Origin of the sequence: Mesorhizobium sp. BR1-1-16 (assembly GCF_020165495.1) — a bacterium.
GTDB lineage: Bacteria > Pseudomonadota > Alphaproteobacteria > Rhizobiales > Kaistiaceae > Kaistia.
In genome coordinates, this window is the sequence record NZ_JAIUIE010000004.1 from 163,103 (window position 1) to 184,181 (window position 21,079).

A 21,079-nucleotide genomic window follows, 5' to 3' on the forward strand; every position below is an offset into this window, starting at 1 on the left:
CCACCGGGGACCGCCCTTCATAATTTGATATAAAATAGAAAATCAAAAGAGTGTCGCTGTCAAGGATTGGCTCTGCCAACGCCCCGCCCGGTGACCGTCAGCTTGAGACTGGATTCACTTCCGGCCCGCGTCCATGACGCGATTTCAGGGGAGGATATCCTTCTCCCGTCGACCGATAGCGGGCGGATCGAGGTGGCGGTGCCGTCGCCGCATATCCATCGCGCGATCGGGCTCGAGAGCGGCCTTCGAAGGCGACGTCGCTAACCCTCGCGGATGGACGACAAACCGAGATCGACCACGGCGATGTTCAGGAGTTGCGTCATCGTCGCAAACGCGCCTTCGCTGTCGCGCATGCGGACGCGGTCGATCACCTCGCCATGCATGGAAAGGGAGGCGCCCGGCTCGCGGGCACGCGCAATGGTGAGGCGGAAGGAATAGGCCAGCGCTGCGCCGATCGTGTTGGAGAGCTGCTGGAAGACGATGTTGCGGCTCGCGCGGAGCAGCGCCGTGTGAAAATCGATGTCGGCCCGGTTGAAGGCGTCGAAGTCCTGCGACTGCTTGTGGCGGCTCATGAGGCGGAAGGCCTCCTCCATCGGCGCGATGTCGGCGGCGGTGGCGCGCAGGGCTGCGAGGCGCGCCGCGGCCGGCTCGATCACCTGCCGCGCCTCGATGAGGCTCAGGACCAGCTCGGCGCTTGGCCGCAATTCCATGGACCAGGCCAGCAGATCGGGATCGAGCAGGTTCCAGTAGTCGCGCGCGCGGACCACCGTGCCGACACGCGGGCGCGTCGTCACCATGCCCTTGGAATCAAGAACCTTGATCGCCTCGCGCATCGCGCTGCGGCTGACATTGAACATGCCGCAGAGTTCCGGTTCGGACGGAAGCACAGTGCCCGGCATGAATTCGCCGTCGAGGAGACGCTGCGCCAGCGTCTTCACGACGTGGCGATGGACGCGCGGCTTGACGAGCGCCTTGGCAAGCGGCTTGGTCGGCGCGGCGGATAGCGTCAATTCGTGTGCCCTCTCGAGGCCGCCCCGGAGCGGCCCTTCATTCATGATAGAGCACGGAACGCCCGCCATCGATGGCGATCGATGTGGCGTTGATGAAGGGCGCCTCGTCACTGGCGAGAAAAACGGCCGTCATCGCCACCTCCTCGGGCCGGCCAATGCGGCCGGGCGGATGCAGGCGATAGGTGCGTTGCCGCTCCGCCTCCGGGTCGGGGAAGCCGTTCCAATATTCGATAGCGAGATCGGTCTCGATATAGCCGGGCGCGATCGCGTTCACCCGGATGTTGCGGGCGGCATATTCGATGCCGAGCGCGCGGGTGAGACCGAGCAGGCCGTGCTTCGCCACCGGATAGGGGAAGGTGTGCGGAATGATAGTGGAGCTGTGCGAGGAGGCGATGTTGACGATCGAACCGCCCTTGCCAGCGAGCATCACCGGCAGCACAGCACGGCAGACGCGCCAGACGCCTTCGAGATCGACGGCCATGCAGCGCGCCCATTCGGCGTCCGTCGTCTCCAGCGGTTCGTGAAAGACATTGATGCCTGCATTGTTCACGAGTCCGTCGATGCGGCCGAACCGGGCGACGACCGTCTCGACCAAGGCGTCGACCGAGGATTGAGCCGTCACATCGGTCTCGACGAACAGCGCCCGTTCGCCGAGCTTCTCCGCCATGGCCGCGCCGGTGAGCGGATCGCGCTCGGCAATGGCGACATGCGCACCGGCCTCGATGAAGGCGCGGGCAATGGCCGCGCCGATGCCGCGGCCTGCTCCGGTGACGATGGCGATCTTGTCCGCGAGGCGCATTTTACCAGTCCGCGATCGTGCCATCGGGAAGGATGGCGTTCTGCGTATGCAACACTTCCTGCGCGTAAGGGTGGCGCGCGCATTCCGCCTCGTTCACGACGACGCCGAGGCCCGGCGTTTCCGGAACCTGCCAGTAACCGTCGACACGGCGGATCGGGCCCTCGACGACATCGAAATACCAGGGCACGGCGCCGACCATCTCCTCCTGGATGACGTGGTTCGGCGTCGAGACGGCAAAATGCAGCGCTGCCACGCCGGCAATCGGCCCGAGCGGGTTATGCGGTGCAACGCCGATGCCGAGCGCCTCGGCCCGGGCGGCAATCTTCTTCGCCTCGAGCAGGCCGCCACAATGGCAGATATCGGGCTGCACGATGTCGATGGAGCGCGTCGCGAACAGCGCCTCGAAATCGGCCCGCTCGATCAGCCGCTCTCCGGTGGCGAGCGGAACGCGGCTTCGCCCTGCGAGACTGGCGAGCGCCTGGAAATCGCCCGGCTGCACCGGCTCCTCGACGAACATCGGCCGCGAAGGCGCGAGCGCCTCGATATAAGCGAGCGCCGCGCCGGCCGAGGCCGGACGGCCGTGGAAGTCGACCATGATCTCGATCGTATCGCCCACCGCCGCACGCATCGCTTCCATCATGCGCGCCACCTTGTCCACATCCGGCAGGGGCGCGTGGTAGTGCGTGTAGGGCACGAACACCGCCTTGAACGCGCGGTAGCCGTTCTCCACCACCTCGCGTGCGCGCTCCACCAGCGGGGCAACATCCGTCGTCTCGTAGACGGCGCGCATGTCGCCCATGCCGAGATGCGTATAGACGCCGACGCGGTCACGCACCTTGCCGCCGAGCAGCCGCCAGACCGGCACGCCGAGATGCTTGCCGAGAATGTCCCAGAGCGCCATCTCGATGCCGGAGACCGCGCTCATACCGATGGCGCCGAGGCGCCAGAAGCTCTGCTTGGTCATGACGCGGAACGCCTGCTCGATGTCGCGCGGATCCCGTCCGATCAGGAGCGGGGCGAGATCCTCGACCGCCCCGACCACCGCGCGGGTCTTCCATTCGAGCGTCGCCTCGCCCCAGCCGAAGAGGCCCGGCTCGTCGGTCTCGACCTTGACGAAAACCCAGTTTCGCATCTCGGCATTGACGACCCGCGTCGTAATAGCAGTAATCTTCAAGGCGCACCCATACATCTGATTATTCGATGGTATCCGCTCAAAAATGGCTGGTCAACAGTTCCGAACGGCTTGACACGCCCTTCAAACATCGGATTATTTAATCAACCAGGGAGGATGATTGATGGCTGCGGGTCGCCAAGCGGGGAAACTCGACCATTTGCGCCGCGATCGCGCCTTCTATCTCGCCATCGCGCCCTTCCTGCTGATTTTCCTCGTCTTTTCCGTTTTTCCCGTCTTGTTTTCGTTCTATCTCGGCTTCAACCAGTGGGACGGCTTTTCGGATGCGAAATGGGTGGGGCTCGAGAACTATATCCGTGCGCTGCGCGATCCGGTCTTCCAGAAGGCGATCGGCAACACGGTCTATCTCTGGTTCTGGTCGTCGGTGGTGACGATCGCGCTGGCCCTCGGCCTCGCGGTGCTGATCAACGAGCATGTCGCCTTCGGAAAGAGTTATTTCCGCATGGTCTTCCTGCTGCCGCTGCTCGTTGCGCCGGCGATCGCGGCGATCGTGCTGCGGCTTTTCTTTTCATCCAATGGCGGCCTCGTGAATCTGCTCGTCGGCGCCGTGTCGGGCACGCCGAGCTATTTCGATTGGCTCGGCTCGGAATTCTGGATCAAGCCGCTGGTGGCGCTGCTCGTCGTTTGGCGCTGGACCGGCTGGTACATCATCATCTTCATGGCGGCGCTGCAGTCGATTCCGCGCGATATCTATGAAGCGGCGCGCATGGACGGCGTCTCGCGCTGGGGCATCTTCTTGCGCATCACCGTGCCGCTGCTCCTGCCGGCAATCGCCTTCGCCGCCATCACGGCGACGCTCGGCGGGCTGCAGATGTTCGACGAGCCCTATGTGCTGACCCAGGGCCTCGGCGGCACGAACAATGCCGCGACGACACTCGGCATGTATCTCTTCGCAACAGCCTTCACCCAGCTCAATTTCGGCGTCGGGTCGGCCGTCTCCTGGTACATCTTCGCCGCCGTCGTGATCATGACGCTGCTTTACCGCGCCGGCCAGCGCCGCCTGCAAGGCGCCGCGTCATGAGCCGGCGCACCTACCAGCCCGGCCGCTGCTTCGACATCGGCGTGACGATCGGCCTCTTCTTGCTCAGCGTCCTCTTCATCCTGCCGCTCTACTGGACGGCGGTCTTCGCGACGCGCTCGCTGAACGAGACCTTCCAGTTTCCGCCGCCGCTGTGGTTCGGCAGCCATCTCGTCCAGAACTACCAGAGCATCGCCGCCGTCTTTCCGCCCTTCCGCCCGATCATCAACTCGCTCATCATCGCTCTTCCGAAGACGATCGGTCTTGTCCTCGTCAGCGCGCTCGCCGGCTATGGGTTCTCGCGCTATGTGCGCGCGCCAGGCCACAAGGCGCTGCTCGCCGTCACCTTCGCGACCTTGTTCTTCCCGCCCTCGCTCGCGCTCATCCCCTTCTTCCTGCAGATGAATGCGATCGGCTGGCTCAACACGTTCTGGCCGCTCATCCTGCCGCCGATCGCCTCAGGGTTCGGCGTCGTGTGGATGTACACTTATATCGGCAGCACCGTGCCGAAGGAGCTCTACGAAGCGGCCGAGATCGATGGCGCCGGCGGGATCGGCACCTTCTTCCACATTGTGCTGCCCATCATCCGCCCGGGCCTCGCGGCACTTGCGGTCTGGACGCTGATCGGCACCTGGAACGACTTCCAGATCCCGCTGGTCGTGCTCGGCGACGGCTCCAAATTCACGGTTCCGCTCGCACTCACGACGCTGTCCACCACGCACTATTCCGACATGCCGGCCGTGATGCTGGCGACGCTGATGGGGCTCGTTCCCGTCTTCGTCCTGTTTGCGCTTTTGAGCCGGCAATTCATCGCCGGCCTGACATCGGGCTCGGTCAAGTGAGCTGGATCGCCGCCTCGGCGGCTCATGATCAACTGGGAGGGATGAAGATGAGGAAACTGCTCGGCGGCCTGGCCGCCCTCGCCATTGCGAGCCTCGCGGCGCTTCCAGCCGCGGCGGCGGATAATTCGGTTTCGGGCACGATCAATGTGCTGACCTGGCCGAACAATGACCGGACGTTCCAGGCGTTGCTGCCGGCTTTCAACGCGGCCTACCCAAACATCAAGGTCAATGTTCAGGGCATTCCGCAGGCCAACAACGCCTATCTGAATGCCGTGCAGCGCGCGATGCTGGCCGGCACCGGCACCGATGTCGCGATGATCGAGATCGGCATGATGGCGCTTCTGCGTGACAAGCCGCAATGGGTCGATCTTTCGAAGCCTCCCTATGACGCAGGCAGCTTCATCAAGGATTTCGCGCCCTTCACGGTCGCAAACGTCACGCTTCCCGACGGCAAGATCGCCGTTCTGCCGAAGCATACCGGCCCGGGCGGCATGTTCTACCGCTCGGACATCTTTGCCGAGGCGGGGCTGCCGACCGATCCGGAAAAGGTCTCGGCGCTGTTTTCCGACTGGGATGCCTTCATCAACGAAGGCAAGAAGCTCGTCGTCCCGAACCAGCGCTGGGTCATCGGCAATGGCGAGGAGATCGTGCGTGCCGTGGTGGCGGAGGCCGGCGTCAGCTATTTCGGCGCCGACGGCAAGTTCCAGATCGACAATCCGGTCTTCCGCAAGAGCCTGGAAATGGTGAAGAAGGCGGCCGATGCGGGCATGATCTCGCCCTTCACGGCCTGGAGCCCCGAATGGCAAGGCGCCTTCCAGCGCGGCCAGATCGCGACTGTCCTTTACGGCAACTGGTTCGGCGGCCTCTTGAAGCGGGCCTATGCCAGCGACCAGGGCGGCAAGTGGCGCGTGACCTTTGCGCCGGGCCTCGACGGCAAGCATGCCTTCAACTCGGGCGGCGACTATATTGGCATCCTTGAGGGATCGCAGAACAAGGAAGCGGCCTGGGCCTTCGTGAAGTGGCTCGTCACCAATGACGAGAGCCTCAAGCAGCAGTACCAGAACGACGATCTCTATCCGGCCTGGACGCCCGCCGGGAAGGCCGACTGGCTCAACTTCGCCGACCCCTATTATGGCGGCGAGAACGTGAATGCGATCTTCGCCCCGGTGCAGGCGGGCATGACGCCCTTCACGCTGAACCCGCTCGACAACGCCGCTTATCTCTCGATGGGGACGGCCATCAACAATGTCGCGCGCGGGGTGATGTCGGTCGACGACGCACTGGCGCAGGTCAAGGCCGAGATCGCCGCCAAGCAGTAGCGGCAAACGAAGCGCAAGCCTTAGGACGGCCGCAAAGGGCGGCCGTCCCTCCCCCGCCCTTCCGCCATTTTGAAGAGATCGCTCGGATGCTCCGCTCCATTCCGCTCGAAGGCACCTGGTCCTTCGCACTCGATCCCGACAGCCGAGGCGAGGCCGAAGGTTGGTTCCGCACGGAGCTCGGCGACACCATCGCGCTGCCGGGAAGCGTCGATGAAGCCAGGAAGACGCCGCTTTCGACTGGCGAGACGATGGCGCATCTTTCGCGGCGGCATCCCTATGTCGGCAAGGCCTGGTACGCCCGCGACTTCGAGGTGCCGGAAGGGCTCGACGACCATTTCTTCCATGTCGCGCTGGAGCGGCCGCATGGCGAGGTGAATATCTGGCTCGACGGCTACAAGCTCGGCCGCGACGAGAGCCTCTCAACCGCCGTGCGCATGCTGGCGGGTCCGCTTACGGCGGGGCGCCACCACCTCGTCATGATGATCGACAATGCCCGCTTCGAGGCTGTGGGCGATGCGATCATCCGCAATCATCACCTGATGGGTGACGTGGCCCATTCCAAGACCGACCACACCCAGACCAACTGGAACGGCGTCGTCGGCTATCTGCGCATCGAGGCGGCGCGTGCCTCCATCGCAAAGATCGAGGTCGATGCCCCGAGCCGCGATGTCACCGTCCGGATCGAGCTCGACGCCTTCGACAGCGACAGCCGTTTCCCGACCTTCTTCACGGGCGCTCATCAGGACGAGATCCGCTTCGCGTTCCATCTCGCCGGTCACGACGCGCCGATCAGCTTCACCAAAGCGGTGGCGGTGACGAGCGGCTTTACCGAGCTCGCGCTCTCGGCGCAGCTGCCGGAGAGCGCTGGCCTTTGGGACGAATTCGCGCCGGTCATCCACCGCCTGACGGTCGAATGGCAACGCGACGGCGTGATGCTCGATCGCGCCGAGACTGATTTCGGCATTCGCTCCTTCGTCAGTGACGGGCGGCATCTGCTTTTGAATGGCCGCCGCGTCTTTCTCCGCGGCACGCTCGACTGCGCCATCTTTCCGAAGACGGGTTATCCGCCGACAGACCATGCAGGATGGGAGAAGGTGTTCGGCACCGTGAAGGCCTATGGCCTCAACCATGTCCGCTATCATTCCTGGTGCCCGCCGAAGGCCGCCTTCGAGGTGGCCGACCGCATGGGCCTGCTGCTCCATGTCGAAACGCCGGTCTGGCCGATGCTCGGCGCCGATCCGGCGCTCGACCGCTATATCCATGCCGAGGCCAAGCGCATCGTCCGCGACTATGGCAATCATCCGAGCTTCGTCATGCTGTGCGTGGGCAACGAAGTGAACGGTTCGGGTCTCCACGCCTTTCTGGAACGCTTCATCGCCAAGTGGCAGGCTCGCGATGGGCGCCGCGTCTATACTGGCGGCTCCGGCTGGCCGACGATCCAGCGCGCCGACTTCATCTCGAAGCCGGAACCGCGCAACCAGCGCTGGGGCGAGGGGCTCGATGGACGGCTGAATGCGCGGCCGCTGGAAACGCGGACCGACTGGACCGACTGGGTCCAGTCGCTGCCCATGGCGCTTGTCAGCCACGAGACGGGGCAGTGGTGCGTCTATCCTGACCTTGCCGAGATCGAGAAATATACCGGCGTGCTCGAGGCGCGCAATTTCATGATGATCCGCCGCGATCTCGAGGCGAAGGGCCTCGGGGCACTGGCGCATGATCTCATGATGGCGAGCGGCGCCCTGCAGACAGCCCTCTACAAGGAGGAGATGGAAGCCGCGCTGCGCACACCCGACATGGCCGGCACGCAGTTGCTCGGCCTGCAGGACTTCTCAGGCCAGGGCACGGCGCTTGTCGGCGTCGTCGACGCCTTCTGGGATCCGAAGCCCTATGTCACGGCGGAGCGCTTCAGCGAATTCTGCGGTCCGCTCGTGCCGCTGCTCCGCGCTGACGGCTTCGTCCTTGCCGCGGGCACGCCGTTCACGGCGACGATGCAACTCGCCCAGTTCGGTCCGGCCGACCTCGACGATGTGCGCATGCGCTATACGCTGCGCGACTCTGCGGGACGCATCGTTCGCGAGGGAGAAGTCGGGACCGGCCGCCTCGCGACCGGCGCGCTGCACGATGTCGGCACTCTCGCGATCGACATCGATGGCCTCGCGGCGCCGGCGCGCTATGAGATTGAGCTTGCCGTCGAAGGCACCGAGGCCCGCAATCGCTGGTCGATCTGGCTGATGCCGGCCATGGGCTCGACGCCCGCACTGCCGCTCATCGAGACGCTCGACGCGGCAACGCTTGATCGCATCGAGGCCGGCGAGACGCTCGTCTTGGCGCCATCGCCAAATGCGCTGAAGCCAAATGCCGTTCTCGGGCACACCGCCGCCTTCTGGAACACATTGTGGACCGATGGCCAGGCGCCGCACACGCTCGGCCTCCTCATCGACGAGGCGCATCCGCTGTTCGAGGCGTTCCCCTCGGATCGCCATTCCGACTGGCACTGGTGGGAGCTGACGCATGGCCGCCGTGCCTTCGACATGGCCGGGCTCGCCCAGAGGCCGCTCGTGCGCGTCATCGACGACTGGAACGCCAACCGCGATCTCGTCCTCCTCTCGGAAGTCCGGATCGGGCGCGGCCGGCTGATCCTCTCGGCCATTGATCTCCAATCGGACCTCGAGAACCGTCTCGTCGCGGCCGCCTTTCGCAGGGCCCTCTCCGGCTATCTGGCAAAAAGCGCCGTCGCCGCGCCCGCCGTTAGCCGACACGACGTCCAAGCCTGGTGGCAGGAGGCCAGCGCCTGAGGCAGCATGCATGCGCGGGCGCTCACCACATTGATGACGCTCACCAGCGCTCCGTGATGATGGGCGCCCGTGTTGGCGTTGGGCTCGATGCGTACCGTTCCGCTGACGATCCTGGCGTGCTGGTTCTCGGCGCCCTTGTGGGGCCAGGACAGGCGAGCGACGCCATTCCTTGCGGGAAGAATGTCGGGGCGAATGTCGCCCGCCTGTCGCGGTAGACGCCGAAGCGTCTTTAGGAGCGCTAGTCAGCTGCGCGCTGGATCGCCGTGGCGACGCCATCGGGGTCGGTCAAGAACGGAAGGTGTCCGGTCTGGAGGGTGACGGAATTTCGGACCGGCATGCGGCCCACCATCCTGCCTTGAAAGGCGGGGCTGATGACCTGGTCCAGATTGGTGTGGACATAGACCTTTTCGACCTGGCCGAACCGAGCCTCCGTGACATGCACGGGGGTCACCAACGGCGCGACAGGTTCGTCGAGGATAAGGTCCGGGAGCTTCGCTTTCAGAGGCGCCGGGCCGTCATTCGCGAAGAGTTCGGCGCGCGCCGCATAGTCGACGACAGCAATGCCGTGCTCCTTGTCGATCGTCAGGTGCGGCCCGATCCTCGCGTCGTGATCCTGCTGGGCCAACGAGAGAAGTGAATCGCCGTCCTGCGGCAGGTAGGCCGCAACGAAGACCAGCGTCTTGATCTTCTCCGGCGCCTGCTCAGCGGCGGCAGCGATGACGATGCCGGCGAAGCTGTGGCCGACCAGGATCGCTGGACACGCGGCGTTGTTGAGCGCGCCGAGCACCGTATCCCGATACAGCTCGAGGCTGACCTTATCGGAGGCCATCGGGTTTGACGGCCGACCGGGCAATTCGACCGTCACGACCGCGTGGCCGGCGGCCTGAAGCCGGGCTGCGACATGTCCCCAGACGAGACCGCTTGAAAAGGCGCCGTGGACGAGGATGACGGGCGGCTTTTCTGCAGCCACACCTGAAGTGCTTGAGGAGACGTTCGAAGCGGAGTTATCGGAGGTCATTTCGTTGTTCCTTCGCGTTTTTGCTGGTAATTTCGAGGAAGTCGATGAGCAAAAACTAGTGGAAGGCAGGAGGTTGGGACATGCCACGTTCTCCGGAATACATGATGGATCGTCCGGAATGACGCAGGATTTTGGAATGTCGGCAGCCCGAAACGACGTGCTGTCCGAGGTGCTGACACTGATCCGTCTGCGCGGAGAGTTGGTCTATACGGCGTTTCTGAGAGAGCCATGGGGGCTTCAGTTCCAGCCCGGACCCGCCCACTTTCATTTCATCGAGACAGGAGAGGCCTGGATCACACCGGCCGGCGAAAGGCCGACACGGATCAATCAGGGCGACCTCGTCCTGTTGCCGTTGGGAAAGGGCCATGTGATCACCGACGCCTTGGGTTCACCGTCTGAAGACATCGGCGTTGTCGCGGCGGAACATTTCGATCGAGACGAATTGGTGTTGCGGCATGGCGGCGACGGGCCCGTCAGCCAGATGGTCGGAGGCTTTTTCAGTTTCGAGGGAAGCCCGCTTCCCGCCGTCATGTCGGCGCTGCCGCCCTTGATCCATATCCCCAGAGGCGATGCTGGTGCGCCGCCGTGGCTCGCTGCGATTTCTCGCTTCCTGGTCGCGGAGGCGCAGCAACCCAATCCAGGTTCATCGCTGATGATTTCCCGACTGATCGATCTGCTGGTTATCAGAACCTTGCGGAGTTGGGCGGCGAGCGAGGCCAACCGCATGGGGTGGCTCGGAGGCTTGGGCGAGGAGCGGATCGGGCGCGTCCTGAGCGCCATGCATGCCGATCCCTTCCGGCGCTGGACAGTGCAGTCGCTTGCCGAGATCGCGCGAATGTCTCGCTCCATCTTTGCCGAGCGGTTCACCGCAGCCGTCGGCGAGCCGCCGCTACGCTATCTGTCGCGTTGGCGCCTCACGATCGCCGCCGATCTGCTTCGCAGCGGCGGACTGAAAGTGACGGAAGCGGCTTATCAAAGCGGATATGCTTCAGACGCAGCCTTCAGCCGTGCGTTCAAGGCGCATTTCGGCTACGCGCCGAGCGAGGCCAGAGGCCATCTGTCGTCTTGAGCGGCGACGAACGCGTGTCCAGAAGCCGGACGCGCTCAAGCGCATGTGAGCGCGCCCGGCTCCGTTCAGCCGGCCGCTCGAGATAAGCCCGGCGCGCAAGACACGGCGTCGCCGCCGAGGGTTGCCGCCTCGCCCTCAAGCCTGATCAACGTCCAGCGGCGTGCCTGCATGCTCGGGAGAGCAGATTGCAGATCCGGACGATGGAGCATGACTTGCGGCGTCCGCATCATGGAGGTTTTTTCAACTCGTCTCTATGTTTCCGATGCGTTCAGCGACGAACGCTCTGAATACTCAATGCTTTAAGCGCGTGAAGCAGCCGCTTCCTCGCTACGGAGCACCGAATGCGAGTATTGCAGATCATCCGGAATCAAACCCGCCTGCAACAAGGCGCTGGCCAATGGAGACCACAATGAAAGCCCTTCTTCTATCCGCCCTCATGATGTCCACTGCGATGCTTGGCATCGCTCCCGCGTCGGCGCAGCCGAGCCATCCGGCCAAGAATATCGTGCTGGTTCACGGCGCCTTCGTCGATGAGACGAGCTGGAACGGCGTGGCCGAAATCCTCAAGGCCAAGGGTTACCATGTGACCGCGGTCAAGAATCCGCTCACCTCGCTCGCCGAAGATGTCGCGGCGACGAACAAGGTGCTGAACGCTCAGGATGGCCCGACCGTCCTGGTCGGTCATTCCTGGGCTGGCGTGGTGATCGGCGAAGCCGGAAACAACGCCAAGGTGTCGGCCTTGGTCTATGTCTCCGCCTTCGCGCCCGACAAAGGCGAAAGCGTCACGGCCCTGTCCAAGAGCGGTCCGGCGACCCCGGGCGTCAAGGCGATCCGTGCCGACAACAAGGGTTATCTGACGATCGACCCAGCGGTGTTCCCGAGTGCGGTGGCCGGCGACCTGCCGAAGGATATCGGGGCCTATCTTGCCGCGCGTCAAATGCCGATCAACCACACGGCATTCGATGCTCCGGCCGAGGTCGCAGCGTGGCACGACAAGCCGAGCTGGTATGTCCTCAGCTCGAAGGATCTGGTGCTCGACCCGCACGCGCAGGCCTTCTTCGCCGACCGCATCAAGGCCAAGATCACCACTGTCGAAGGCAGCCACGCATCGCTCGCCTCGCATGCCAAAGAGGTGGCAGCGGTGATCGAAGCCGCGGCAAACGCGAAGTAAGCCGGCCGCCATGCGACGCTATCGAACCCGGTTCAGGGATCGATAGCGTCGTTGGCGGCGTCTTGCCACCCAATCCGGCCTCTGGCCGTGTTTGCGTGGGTTGCCGCGCAATATCGCTGGAGGCTCTCGACCGAACGACGTCAAACGGGCATTCTCATGGATGTCCATCCGGTCCGTGTCTGGCTCCAGCAGGCTCGCAAATCTTGCCTCCCTCGGACCAGGCCTGATGGACGCCCCTATCGAGAGCCCGCCTCGTCGTCCCCATGAGGGCAGCCCCCTTTCGCAAGCCCCACGGTGTGGCCCCGACAGCACCCGCAGCTACGCTCTCCAAGACGTTCATGGCCATGCCGGCGCGTTCACGCTGTGATGGCGACTATCCGGAGGAGACAATTCCATGAAGATCACTGCAGTCACGCCAATCCTCGTGAAGGAGTGGAGGACGATGCTGTTCGTCAAGATCGAGACGGACGAAGGCATCGTCGGGATCGGCGAGGCCGGCCTCACGTCACGCGAGGACGGCGTGGCGGGCATCGTGCGCGCACTTGCACCGCTGCTCATCGGCGAGGACGCCATGCGCTCGGAGCATCTGTGGCAATTGATGTGGCGCGGCGGCTTCCATCCCTCCGGCCAGGTGCTTTCCTCAGCCATCGCCGCGATCGACATCGCGCTCTGGGACATCAAGGGAAAGGCGCTCGGCGTTCCGGTCTACCAGCTGCTTGGCGGCAAGGTGCGCGACAAGGTCGACACCTATTGTCATCTCGGTGACGGCAACTCGCCGGAAACGCTGCTCAAATCCGCACGGGCGCATGTAGCGGAGGGGTGGAACTGCCTGCGCTGGGCGAGCGGCGCCAGGCAGGATGGCGTCTATGAGCCCAACAAGACGGTCGACGCAGCGATCGAGGCCTTCCGGCTGCTACGCAGCGAACTCGGGGCCGATGTCGAGCTCTGCTTCGACGCGCATACACGCATGAGCGTAGCCGATGCCGTCCGGCTCTGCCGGGGCGTCGAGCCGTATCGCCCCATGTTCATCGAGGATCCGCTGCGGGTCGAGAACCCCGAAACCTATCGGCGCTTGCGTGACCAGACCGCCGTCCCGATCGCGGCCGGCGAACAACTGGGCACCAAATGGCAGTTCCGCGCTCTGATCGAAGACGAACTGATCGATTATGCGCGCATCGACATGTGCATCTGCGCCGGCTTCACCGAATCCAGGAAGATCGCCGGATGGTGTGAGACGCATATGATCGATATCGCCGTGCACAACCCGATCGGGCCGGTGTCGACGGCCGCGTGTCTCCATCTGAACGTCGCGACGCCGAACATGTTGGTTCAGGAGTTGCCCCGCCGGCCGGGCGAGAGCCTGGCCGATGTGATCGTCAGCGGGCATCGTTGGGACGATGGTTGGCTGATCCCCTCCGACGCTCCCGGACTTGGCCTCGAAGTCGATTGGGACGGCCTGACGCGCTACCCCTTCGTCCATGAGAACCTGCCGCTGTTCCGGCGCGAGGATGGCAGCTTCACCAACTGGTAGCTTTCCGCAGGCCCAGAGCCGGCCGCCGCAGCATAGTCCCGGCCGGCAAATCTCGCGAGAGGTCACGGACCAAAACAGGACCTCAAGAAGCCGAGCCGGTCTTTGATGATATCCCTCAGCGCCAGTGTCTTCTCCTTGAGTCCCCAACCGTTGTTCCGGGATCACCCCTCGGCAGCAGGTGATAGCGCAGGTGAACGATGTCGACCGCCAGAGGCGTCGCCGAAATCAGGGCGAGGCGCGAGGCGCCGAGGCGGTTGCCGTCGAACGTCGTCGGCGTGCCCGTTTTTCCATCCGCGATCGGAAGGACGAGCAGGCTGATTTCGTCGACGAGGTCAGCACCAAGGAAGGCGCCATTGGTGGCGCCGCCACCCTCGAGCAGCAGCGTCTCGACGCCGAACTCGGCCCTCAAGGCGCGGATCGCAAAAACGAGATCGAGTTCGGGAGCGCCGGCGAACAGATAGGATATGCCGTCGCGGCGCAGTTCCGCGAGGTGGTCGTCCGGAACAGCATCGGAGAGGATGGCGACGACGGCATCGCCATTCACGCGGTCGCGATTGAGATGCAGCCTTCCGGATGGGTCGAGGCAGACGGCATAGGGCCCCATCCCGGCCGCGGATGCTTTACACGTCTGCCGTGGATAAGGCCCGTCAGCCGATATCGGACGTGGCGCGCCCTGCGCGAATTCGGCCATCGTATGGCGGCCGACCAGCCAGGCATCGGCGGCAAGCGCCCGATGCACTGCCTCGTAGACCTCATCCCTGTCCGCCGATGCGGGCCAGCCTTCCGGGGTGATCCGGCCATCGATGCTGGACATCATGTGTAGGATGACGCGCGGTCGCATGGCTCGCTCCAGATTGAATTGGCCTGGTGGACTGCGGTTGGTTGCCGGTCATGACCCGCGGTGAAACGGCCACCGCCGTTGCAACGCCGGCTTGGCGCGCCCGTCTGCCGGGGACAAGCGGGATGCGCGGCACGAACGGGAGGCGTGGCGAGAGGGAGGCCCCTGTCACGCCGCCCGGAAGCACGGACCCAAAATCAAAGGTCCGCTCCGCCCGGCACCGGCATGAACGACGGTTCAGGGTGCCTTGGTCGCGGCCGCAGCGATGATCGCGTCGGCGACGATCTGCGGCTGCGACAGCATGGCGACGTGGCTCGCCGGGGCATGAACCGTGGTCGCGTGCATGGCGTCAGCAAAGATCTTCTGCAGCGGCGGCGGGATGATCTGGTCATTGTCTGCGATCACGTACCAGCTCGGCTTCTTCGACCAGGCTGGTTGCGTCACCTTGCCATCGAAGGCACCGGAGAACAGAGGCGCCTGCGTCGCGGCAAGGAGCGCCGCGGTTTTCGGTGTGACGTCGGGGGCGAAATACTTCGCCATTCCAGGCGCCGACCAGGTCAGCCAGCCCATCGTGTCGGCGTGGATCTCGCTCTGCCACGGCGGCGGCTCGGGCGCGGCGGCCACGATCGCGTTCACCGACTGTCCGGCCGCCGGCGCGAAGGCGGCGACATAGACGAGGGCGCGCACCTTGTCGCTGTCGCCGGCCTCGGTGATGACGGCGCCGCCATAGGAATGGCCGACCAACACGACATCGCCGGGCTGGTCGGCGATCACGCGCCGTGTCGCCGCGACGTCGGCCTCGAAGGATGAGGAGGGATTGTGGACCGCGACAACGTGCAGGCCATGCTCCTGCAGGAGGGGGATGACCTCGGACCAACTGGAGCCGTTCGCCCAAGCGCCGTGCACCAGCACGATCGAGGGCGCATCCGCGGCGACGGCCGCGGACATGCTTGCTGTGCTGATGGCCGCGGCAATGAAGACCGACTTGATTGGCATCGAACTCTTCCTTTCGCTCTGTTGTCGTCTCTGATTTGCAGTGGAACGGCAACAACGCTGTCACCGCCGGTATTTCGTCGGCAAAGTTCCGGAGATCCTTCTCGATGGCCGCGACACGAGAGACACGCCTCGTCAGCCTCGACCGTTCCATTCTGGCAAGCCGGCCGCGCCGGATATTTGCGAAACTTGCGATTGTTGCGCGCGAAGTTGCGGTGTTGCTTCCTGCGTCGCGGCCCGTCGACGGGTGGAGCGCGTTTGGCGCGAGCGGCCTTTCCGGGATGCGCCATGCCCGGCGAACGGCAGTGCTATCGCGGCAGCCAGCCGATCGCGTCGGCGTGCAGGCTGTGGATGAACAGACGCGTGTCGGTCTCGGTGGCGCCGGTGGTCTCGGGATAGGCCCCGGTCGGATCCTGGAGGTCCTCGACGACACGGCCGCTCTCGTCGATGGCGAAGACATGGCCGTAAGGCTTGCCGAGCGGCAGCATCGATCGCGGCAACCGCAGCAGGATCTCGCGGATGAACGGCTTGTCGGCGAGGGAGTCGGCAGCCGGATTGCGCGGCCGGAACAGACCGACCCAGATGCGCCCGTCGCGGCCCCGCATCAGATTGTCCGGATAGCCCGGCAGGTTGTCGACGAGGACAAGCGCCTCTGGCGAACCGCTGGCGACGTCGAGATCCTTCGCGTCCGGGTCGATCTTCCAGATGCGGTAGCGCCCCGTCTCGTTGACGAAGAGGCTCCGTTCATCGGCCGAGAGGGCGATGCCATTGGCGAAAGAGAGCCCATGCGCGACGATGCGCGTCGTTCCGCTCTTGGGATCATAGGCAAGGACCCGGCCCGTCGCCGATTGCTCGAGGACGTCGAGGACGCTGGCTTCGAGCGTGCTGCCCCAGACGGACGGCGCGAAGCGCGTCGATGAGTCGGTGAAATAGATCGCGCCGTCCTTGGCGACGACGACGGAATTGGCGTAGCCGATCGGATCGTCTACTCCGACATGGTTCGTCAGCACGGAAGTCTCGCCATCCGCCGTGATCGCGAGCAGCCCCGCCATGGCGTCGGAGGCGATCATCCGTCCGTCGGCATCGAAGGCGAAGCCGAGCACCCTTCCACCCGTCCGGGCGAAAATCCGCTGGTCGCTGCCGTCGGGATGCATGCGGATGATCGCGCCGCTCGTCATCGCGGCATAGACGTCGCCATCCGGGCCGATCGCGATGTGCTCCGGGCCGAACTGCCCCGCGACCTCGATCCTGCCAAGGCCGGAAAGCCGCGTATTGGACGCATGGGCGCCGACATAGCCGGGCGGGGAAGGCGCGGACCAGGCCGCGGCCTTGATCGGCACCGGCCAGAGACAGAGATAAAGGGCCGCCCCGATGAGGACCACCAGGACCGCGAGGCCGGCACGAATGAGAAATCTGCGCAAGACGAACCTCGTGCTGCAAAGGTCAGAACCGTGAAGGGCGAACGGCCCGCGCGGGGCGACGAGCTCGGCTCATCTTAAGAAGCCTCACTGCCGGCCGATTGCCGGAACCTGCGGAAAACCACGCCGATCTTGCGATTCCGGCCCTTGCCGTTGCGACGCCTCGATCGCGATCACCGTCCGTGCAGGCGGCGATAGTCCCGCGGCGTGCATCCGGCGAGCCGGCTGAAGGTCCGGGAGAAATTGGCCTGCGATCCGAAGCCGGTCTCGAGCGCGATCTCGGACATCGAGGCGTTGCCCGCCGCAATCATCCGCCGCGCCGCTTCGATGCGCCGCTCGACGACATAGCGATGCGGTGACAACCCCGTCGCCTGGCGGAAGAGGCGCGAGAAATGAAACGGGCTCAGGCAGGCCTCGCCCGCCAGCTCGGCGAGCGATATCGGCTCGCCGATACGGGCCTCGATCCGGTCGAGGACCCGGCGCAGCCGCCGCTTGTCGAGCGCCGGCGAAGGTTCAGCCGCTCGCCAGCGATCGACGGTATAATGGCCGACCAGATGGGCGGTCAGCGCCGCCCTGAGGCCATCCGCCACGAGGCTTTCGGTGGGGCCGGCATCGCCCCCCTTGAGCCCGTGCAGGGCTTCGCCGACCCGGCTCAGCAGTGGATCGGCGAAGCCGCCGACATAAGCGAGCTGAGCCCGCGCCGGATCGAGACCGTGATCGATGAGTGCGCTTTCCTCCAGCAGCTTGGCTGGCAGGAACAGGATCAGGCACTCCGTCGCGCCGTCGAGTTCGAGATATGTTTCGTCCGTCCCTGCCGGTACCAGCCAGGCGGTGCCGGGAAGCGCCAACCCTTCTTGCATCTTCCCATCGGCGCAGCGGCGGACGACTGCTTTCCCCGAGAGAATCAGGACGAGTTCCGTACATTCCGGACGTACGCAGTTCTGAACGCCCGGCCCGATCCTCCGATGCTCGACGCGGACGGATTCCCACTCAGATGCACCGCCTAGCAGCTCGCTCGACTGGTATTTTCGCTCGGCATGGGTCGCGAGGGGCATGACATCACCCGGAGAGATTGAATGCCGTGCCAGTCTCGCCCCTGGGCTGCCGCGCGGCGAGTTAAACGCGGTTAAGCGATGTCGGGCGCGAGGTGGGCCGATAAGCGTCAGCATGCTAGATTGGGCATGACCTGTGCGGCGGCAGGAACCATGGCGGACATCCCGGAAGAGCATACCGGCCGATCTTTCGCGTTCGGCCCGTTCGAACTCGTGCCGCAACGCCAGTTGCTGATGCGCAATGGCGTGCCGATCCGCCTCGGCGGTCGCGCGCTCGATATTCTCACGGTTCTGGTGGAGCATGCGGGCGAGGTGGTGGGCAAGCGTGAGCTCATCGCGCGCGTCTGGCCCAAGACCTTCGTCGAGGACGGCAATCTCAAGGTCAACATGAACGCCTTGCGCCGCGCGCTCGACGCTGGCGACGGGGCTCCGCCCTGCATCGCCACCGTGGTCGGGAGAGGCTATCGCTTCGTCGTGCCGGTCGAGGTAGCATTATCCCGCGATGCCGACGGTGCGTTTTCACAGCGGCGCGACAACAACCTGCCGACCGCGACCACGCGCATCATCGGCCGCGGCGATGCGGTCGATGCCGTCCGGCAGGATCTCGCCGAGGCCCGTCTGGTCTCGATCGTCGGCGCTGGCGGCATCGGCAAGACCACCGTGGCGCTTGCGGTCGCTGAGGCCACAGTAGGCTCGCGCGGCGACGGCGTCTGGCTGGTGGAGTTCGCCGCGCTCCGCGATCCCGCCCTCGTTCCCAATGCCATTGCCGCGGCCATCGGTCTTTCCGCACATTCGGCGAACATGCTCGCCGCGCTCTGCAATGCTCTCCGCGACAAGTCGATGCTGATCATTCTCGACAGTTGCGAGCATGTCATCGACGGCGTCGCCAGCTGCGTCGACCGCCTGCTCGCGACAGCACCGGGGATCGTGATCCTCGCGACCAGCCGGGAGCCGCTGCGCGTGCGTGGAGAAAGGGTGCGCCGCCTGCCCGGCCTCGCTGTGCCCACTGAAGCGTCGTCGATCAGCGCGCGCGACGCACTGGCCTATCCCGCCATCGAACTCTTCGTCGACCGCGCCACCGACCGCCGGGAGGATTTCGAGCTCAGCGACGCCGATGCGCCGATCGTCGCCGCCATCTGCCGCAGGCTCGACGGCCTGGCGCTCGCGATCGAGCTTGCCGCCACCCGCGTCGACGGGCTCGGCGTCGCCGGCCTGCTCGGTCAGCTCGACGACCGTTTCCGCGTGCTGGAGAGCCGAAGGGGCGGCCCCGAGCGTCACCGGACCCTCTTGGCGACCATCGACTGGAGCCATGCTCTTCTGTCCGAAGCCGAACGGCTGACCATGCGGCGGCTCGCCGTCTTCGCCGCCAGCTTCAACCTCGAGGCTGCCATCGCTGTCGTCGGCGATGACAGCGATGCCCGATCGGCCGTCGCCAGCGACCTTGCGAGCCTTGCCTCGAAATCTCTGCTCGCGGCCGAGATCGCCGATGGAGAGATGAACTATCGGCTGCTCGATTCCGTGCGGGCCTATGCCCTCGAAAAGCTGGTTGCAAGCGGAGAGCAGCCGGAGATGCGGCGACGCCACGCCGAGCATTGCATCGCCTGGCTCGCCGTCGCGCGGCTCGATTCCGGTCGTCTGTCGCGCGCCGCCTGGCTCGCCCGCTATGGGGTCAGGATCGACGATGTGCGAAACGCACTCGGCTGGGCTTTCACCGAAGAGGCGGGCGCGCCGCTGGCCGTGCGGTTGACCGTGGCGGCGATCCCGTTCGGCAAGCAGGTGTCGCTGATCGACGAGTGCCGGACCGTCGTCGAGACGGCTCTGCAGGCCCGCTTCGGCCCCTATCGCACGGAACGCGACGATCTGGTCCTGAACCTCGCCCTCGGCGCGACCGTGCTGCATTCGCGCGGGCCGCTCGCCGAGGTGAAGACATCGCTGACCAGGGCGCTGGGCCTGGCGGAACATCTGGCGGACACCGATCTGCAGCTCGACTGTCTGCGCGGCCTCTCGGAATACGAATTGTGGACCGGTGACTCACGGGCCGCGATGGCGGTGGCCGAATCGATCCGTACGCTCGAGACGAAGGGCGAACCGGCGGCGGCGGGCGATGCCGATGCGCAGACCGGCTCTGCCCTCTCCTGGCTCGGCGCCTTAGGCGCGGCACGCCATCGCCTCGAAGGGATCGTCTACAGGCCGCTCATCCGCGACCACCGGGGTGAGACAGATCGCTTCGAGTTCGACCAGAGGCTGACGGCAACCGGTGCGCTGGCGACAGTCCTGTGGCTGCAGGGCTATGCCGACCAGGCGATGGAAACGGCGAAGCGCCAGCTTCGCGATGCGGAAGCGTCCAACTATGCCGTGTCTCTTTGCTGCGCGCTCCTGCATGGATCGCTGATCATCGCGATGTATGTCCGCGATTACGCCGCCGCGGTGCGGTATCTCGACCGCGGCCTCGCCCATGCATCGACGCATGGGCTCTCGATCTGGCGGAACATGGGCTTTTGTGCGGGCGGAAGGCTGAAGCTTTATATGGACCAGCCCTTCGATCTCGCTGCCTATCGCGGCGCCCTCGCCGAAATCCGCCAGGGGGGCTTTCGCATGCGCTATCCAAATTATCTGACGAACTACGGCGAGGCGCTTGCCCGGACCGGCGATGTTGCACGCGGACTGGCAGCCATCGACGAGGCGATGGCGCTCTGCCGGGAAAGCGGACAGGTGGTGGGCATCCCTGAAATCCTGCGCATCAAGGGCAATGTCATCCGTTTCAACGATCCATCCCGGCTGGATAGCGCGGCCGAATGTTACCGGCAGTCGATCGAACTTGCCCGGCGCGACCATGCCCTCGCCTGGGAGCTGCGAAGCGCTACCAGCCTCGTGAAGCTTGCGCGGCAGCAAGGTGGCGACGACGACGCCGAGGCCCTGCTGGAAACGGCCTTTTTCAAGTTCACCGAGGGGTTCGGGACTGCCGATCTGCGGCGCGCGCGCACACTGATCGAAGCGCGCCACGGCCATTGACC

At 65.1% G+C, this 21,079-nt stretch carries 16 protein-coding genes; 8 read left to right on the forward strand and 8 right to left on the reverse strand.

From position 1 onward, the window contains the following. Positions 1-260: 260 nt before the first annotated feature. Genes LB518_RS11410 through dgoD (LB518_RS11420) form a run of 3 tightly spaced genes read right to left on the reverse strand, consistent with a single transcriptional unit; the run spans position 261 to position 2,983 of the window. Positions 261-1,010 carry a FadR/GntR family transcriptional regulator gene (locus LB518_RS11410; protein WP_224577509.1) on the reverse strand — a complete coding sequence of 250 codons (750 nt, stop codon included), beginning with the start codon at positions 1,008-1,010 and terminating at the stop codon, positions 261-263. A gap of 37 nt (positions 1,011-1,047) precedes the next feature. Beyond that, complete coding sequence (locus tag LB518_RS11415; RefSeq protein ID WP_224577511.1) at positions 1,048-1,809, reverse strand: SDR family oxidoreductase; 762 nt, start codon at positions 1,807-1,809, stop codon at positions 1,048-1,050. A gap of 1 nt (position 1,810) precedes the next feature. After that, positions 1,811-2,983, reverse strand: a complete 1,173-nt coding sequence (gene dgoD / locus LB518_RS11420; protein ID WP_224577513.1) for a galactonate dehydratase — start codon at positions 2,981-2,983, stop codon at positions 1,811-1,813. A 121-nt stretch (positions 2,984-3,104) separates the two neighbouring features. On the opposite strand from dgoD (LB518_RS11420), the gene LB518_RS11425 reads away from it, so the two are divergent. From LB518_RS11425 to LB518_RS11440, 4 genes are all read left to right on the forward strand, one after another. Continuing rightward, complete coding sequence (locus tag LB518_RS11425) at positions 3,105-4,022, forward strand: carbohydrate ABC transporter permease (protein ID WP_224577516.1); 918 nt, start codon at positions 3,105-3,107, stop codon at positions 4,020-4,022. After that, a complete protein-coding gene (locus LB518_RS11430) occupies positions 4,019-4,861 on the forward strand; it encodes a carbohydrate ABC transporter permease (protein ID WP_224577517.1) in 843 nt (280 codons plus the stop codon). The genes LB518_RS11425 and LB518_RS11430 overlap by 4 nt, the downstream gene beginning before the upstream one ends. Before the next feature lie 47 nt (positions 4,862-4,908). After that, positions 4,909-6,180, forward strand: a complete 1,272-nt coding sequence (locus tag LB518_RS11435; RefSeq protein WP_224577531.1) for an extracellular solute-binding protein — start codon at positions 4,909-4,911, stop codon at positions 6,178-6,180. Between the two features lie 86 nt (positions 6,181-6,266). Beyond that, positions 6,267-8,975: a DUF8487 domain-containing protein gene (locus LB518_RS11440; RefSeq protein WP_224577533.1), complete on the forward strand. Its 2,709-nt coding sequence runs from the start codon at positions 6,267-6,269 to the stop codon at positions 8,973-8,975. Positions 8,976-9,213: 238 nt separating this feature from the next. Here LB518_RS11440 and LB518_RS11450 read toward each other — a convergent pair whose 3' ends face one another. Next, positions 9,214-9,993: an alpha/beta fold hydrolase gene (locus LB518_RS11450; protein WP_224577534.1), complete on the reverse strand. Its 780-nt coding sequence runs from the start codon at positions 9,991-9,993 to the stop codon at positions 9,214-9,216. Between the two features lie 4 nt (positions 9,994-9,997). On the opposite strand from LB518_RS11450, the gene LB518_RS11455 reads away from it, so the two are divergent. The 3 genes from LB518_RS11455 (at position 9,998) to dgoD (LB518_RS11465) (ending at position 13,764) form a co-directional block, all read left to right on the forward strand. After that, positions 9,998-11,062, forward strand: a complete 1,065-nt coding sequence (locus LB518_RS11455; protein WP_224577536.1) for an AraC family transcriptional regulator — start codon at positions 9,998-10,000, stop codon at positions 11,060-11,062. 409 nt (positions 11,063-11,471) lie between these two features. Beyond that, the gene (locus LB518_RS11460) at positions 11,472-12,233 is read left to right on the forward strand and encodes an alpha/beta hydrolase (protein ID WP_224577540.1); all 762 of its coding nucleotides are present in this window, start codon (positions 11,472-11,474) and stop codon (positions 12,231-12,233) included. A 394-nt stretch (positions 12,234-12,627) separates the two neighbouring features. Beyond that, positions 12,628-13,764: a galactonate dehydratase gene (dgoD, locus tag LB518_RS11465; protein ID WP_224577542.1), complete on the forward strand. Its 1,137-nt coding sequence runs from the start codon at positions 12,628-12,630 to the stop codon at positions 13,762-13,764. A 115-nt stretch (positions 13,765-13,879) separates the two neighbouring features. Here dgoD (LB518_RS11465) and LB518_RS11470 read toward each other — a convergent pair whose 3' ends face one another. From LB518_RS11470 to LB518_RS11485, 4 genes are all read right to left on the reverse strand, one after another. After that, entirely contained in the window at positions 13,880-14,605 is a 726-nt protein-coding gene (locus LB518_RS11470) for a dihydrofolate reductase family protein (RefSeq protein WP_224577544.1), read from the reverse strand. Positions 14,606-14,839: 234 nt separating this feature from the next. After that, positions 14,840-15,598, reverse strand: coding sequence for an alpha/beta fold hydrolase (locus LB518_RS11475; protein ID WP_224577547.1), 759 nt, complete (start codon positions 15,596-15,598; stop codon positions 14,840-14,842). A 305-nt stretch (positions 15,599-15,903) separates the two neighbouring features. Next, positions 15,904-17,016: an SMP-30/gluconolactonase/LRE family protein gene (locus LB518_RS11480; RefSeq protein ID WP_224577550.1), complete on the reverse strand. Its 1,113-nt coding sequence runs from the start codon at positions 17,014-17,016 to the stop codon at positions 15,904-15,906. Between the two features lie 170 nt (positions 17,017-17,186). Next, positions 17,187-18,068, reverse strand: a complete 882-nt coding sequence (locus tag LB518_RS11485; protein WP_224577552.1) for a helix-turn-helix domain-containing protein — start codon at positions 18,066-18,068, stop codon at positions 17,187-17,189. 150 nt (positions 18,069-18,218) lie between these two features. Between LB518_RS11485 and LB518_RS11490 the strand changes: the two genes are divergently transcribed. Beyond that, positions 18,219-21,077 (forward strand): ATP-binding protein, encoded by a 2,859-nt coding sequence (locus LB518_RS11490; RefSeq protein WP_224577554.1) that lies wholly within the window; start codon positions 18,219-18,221, stop codon positions 21,075-21,077. Positions 21,078-21,079: the final 2 nt, after the last annotated feature.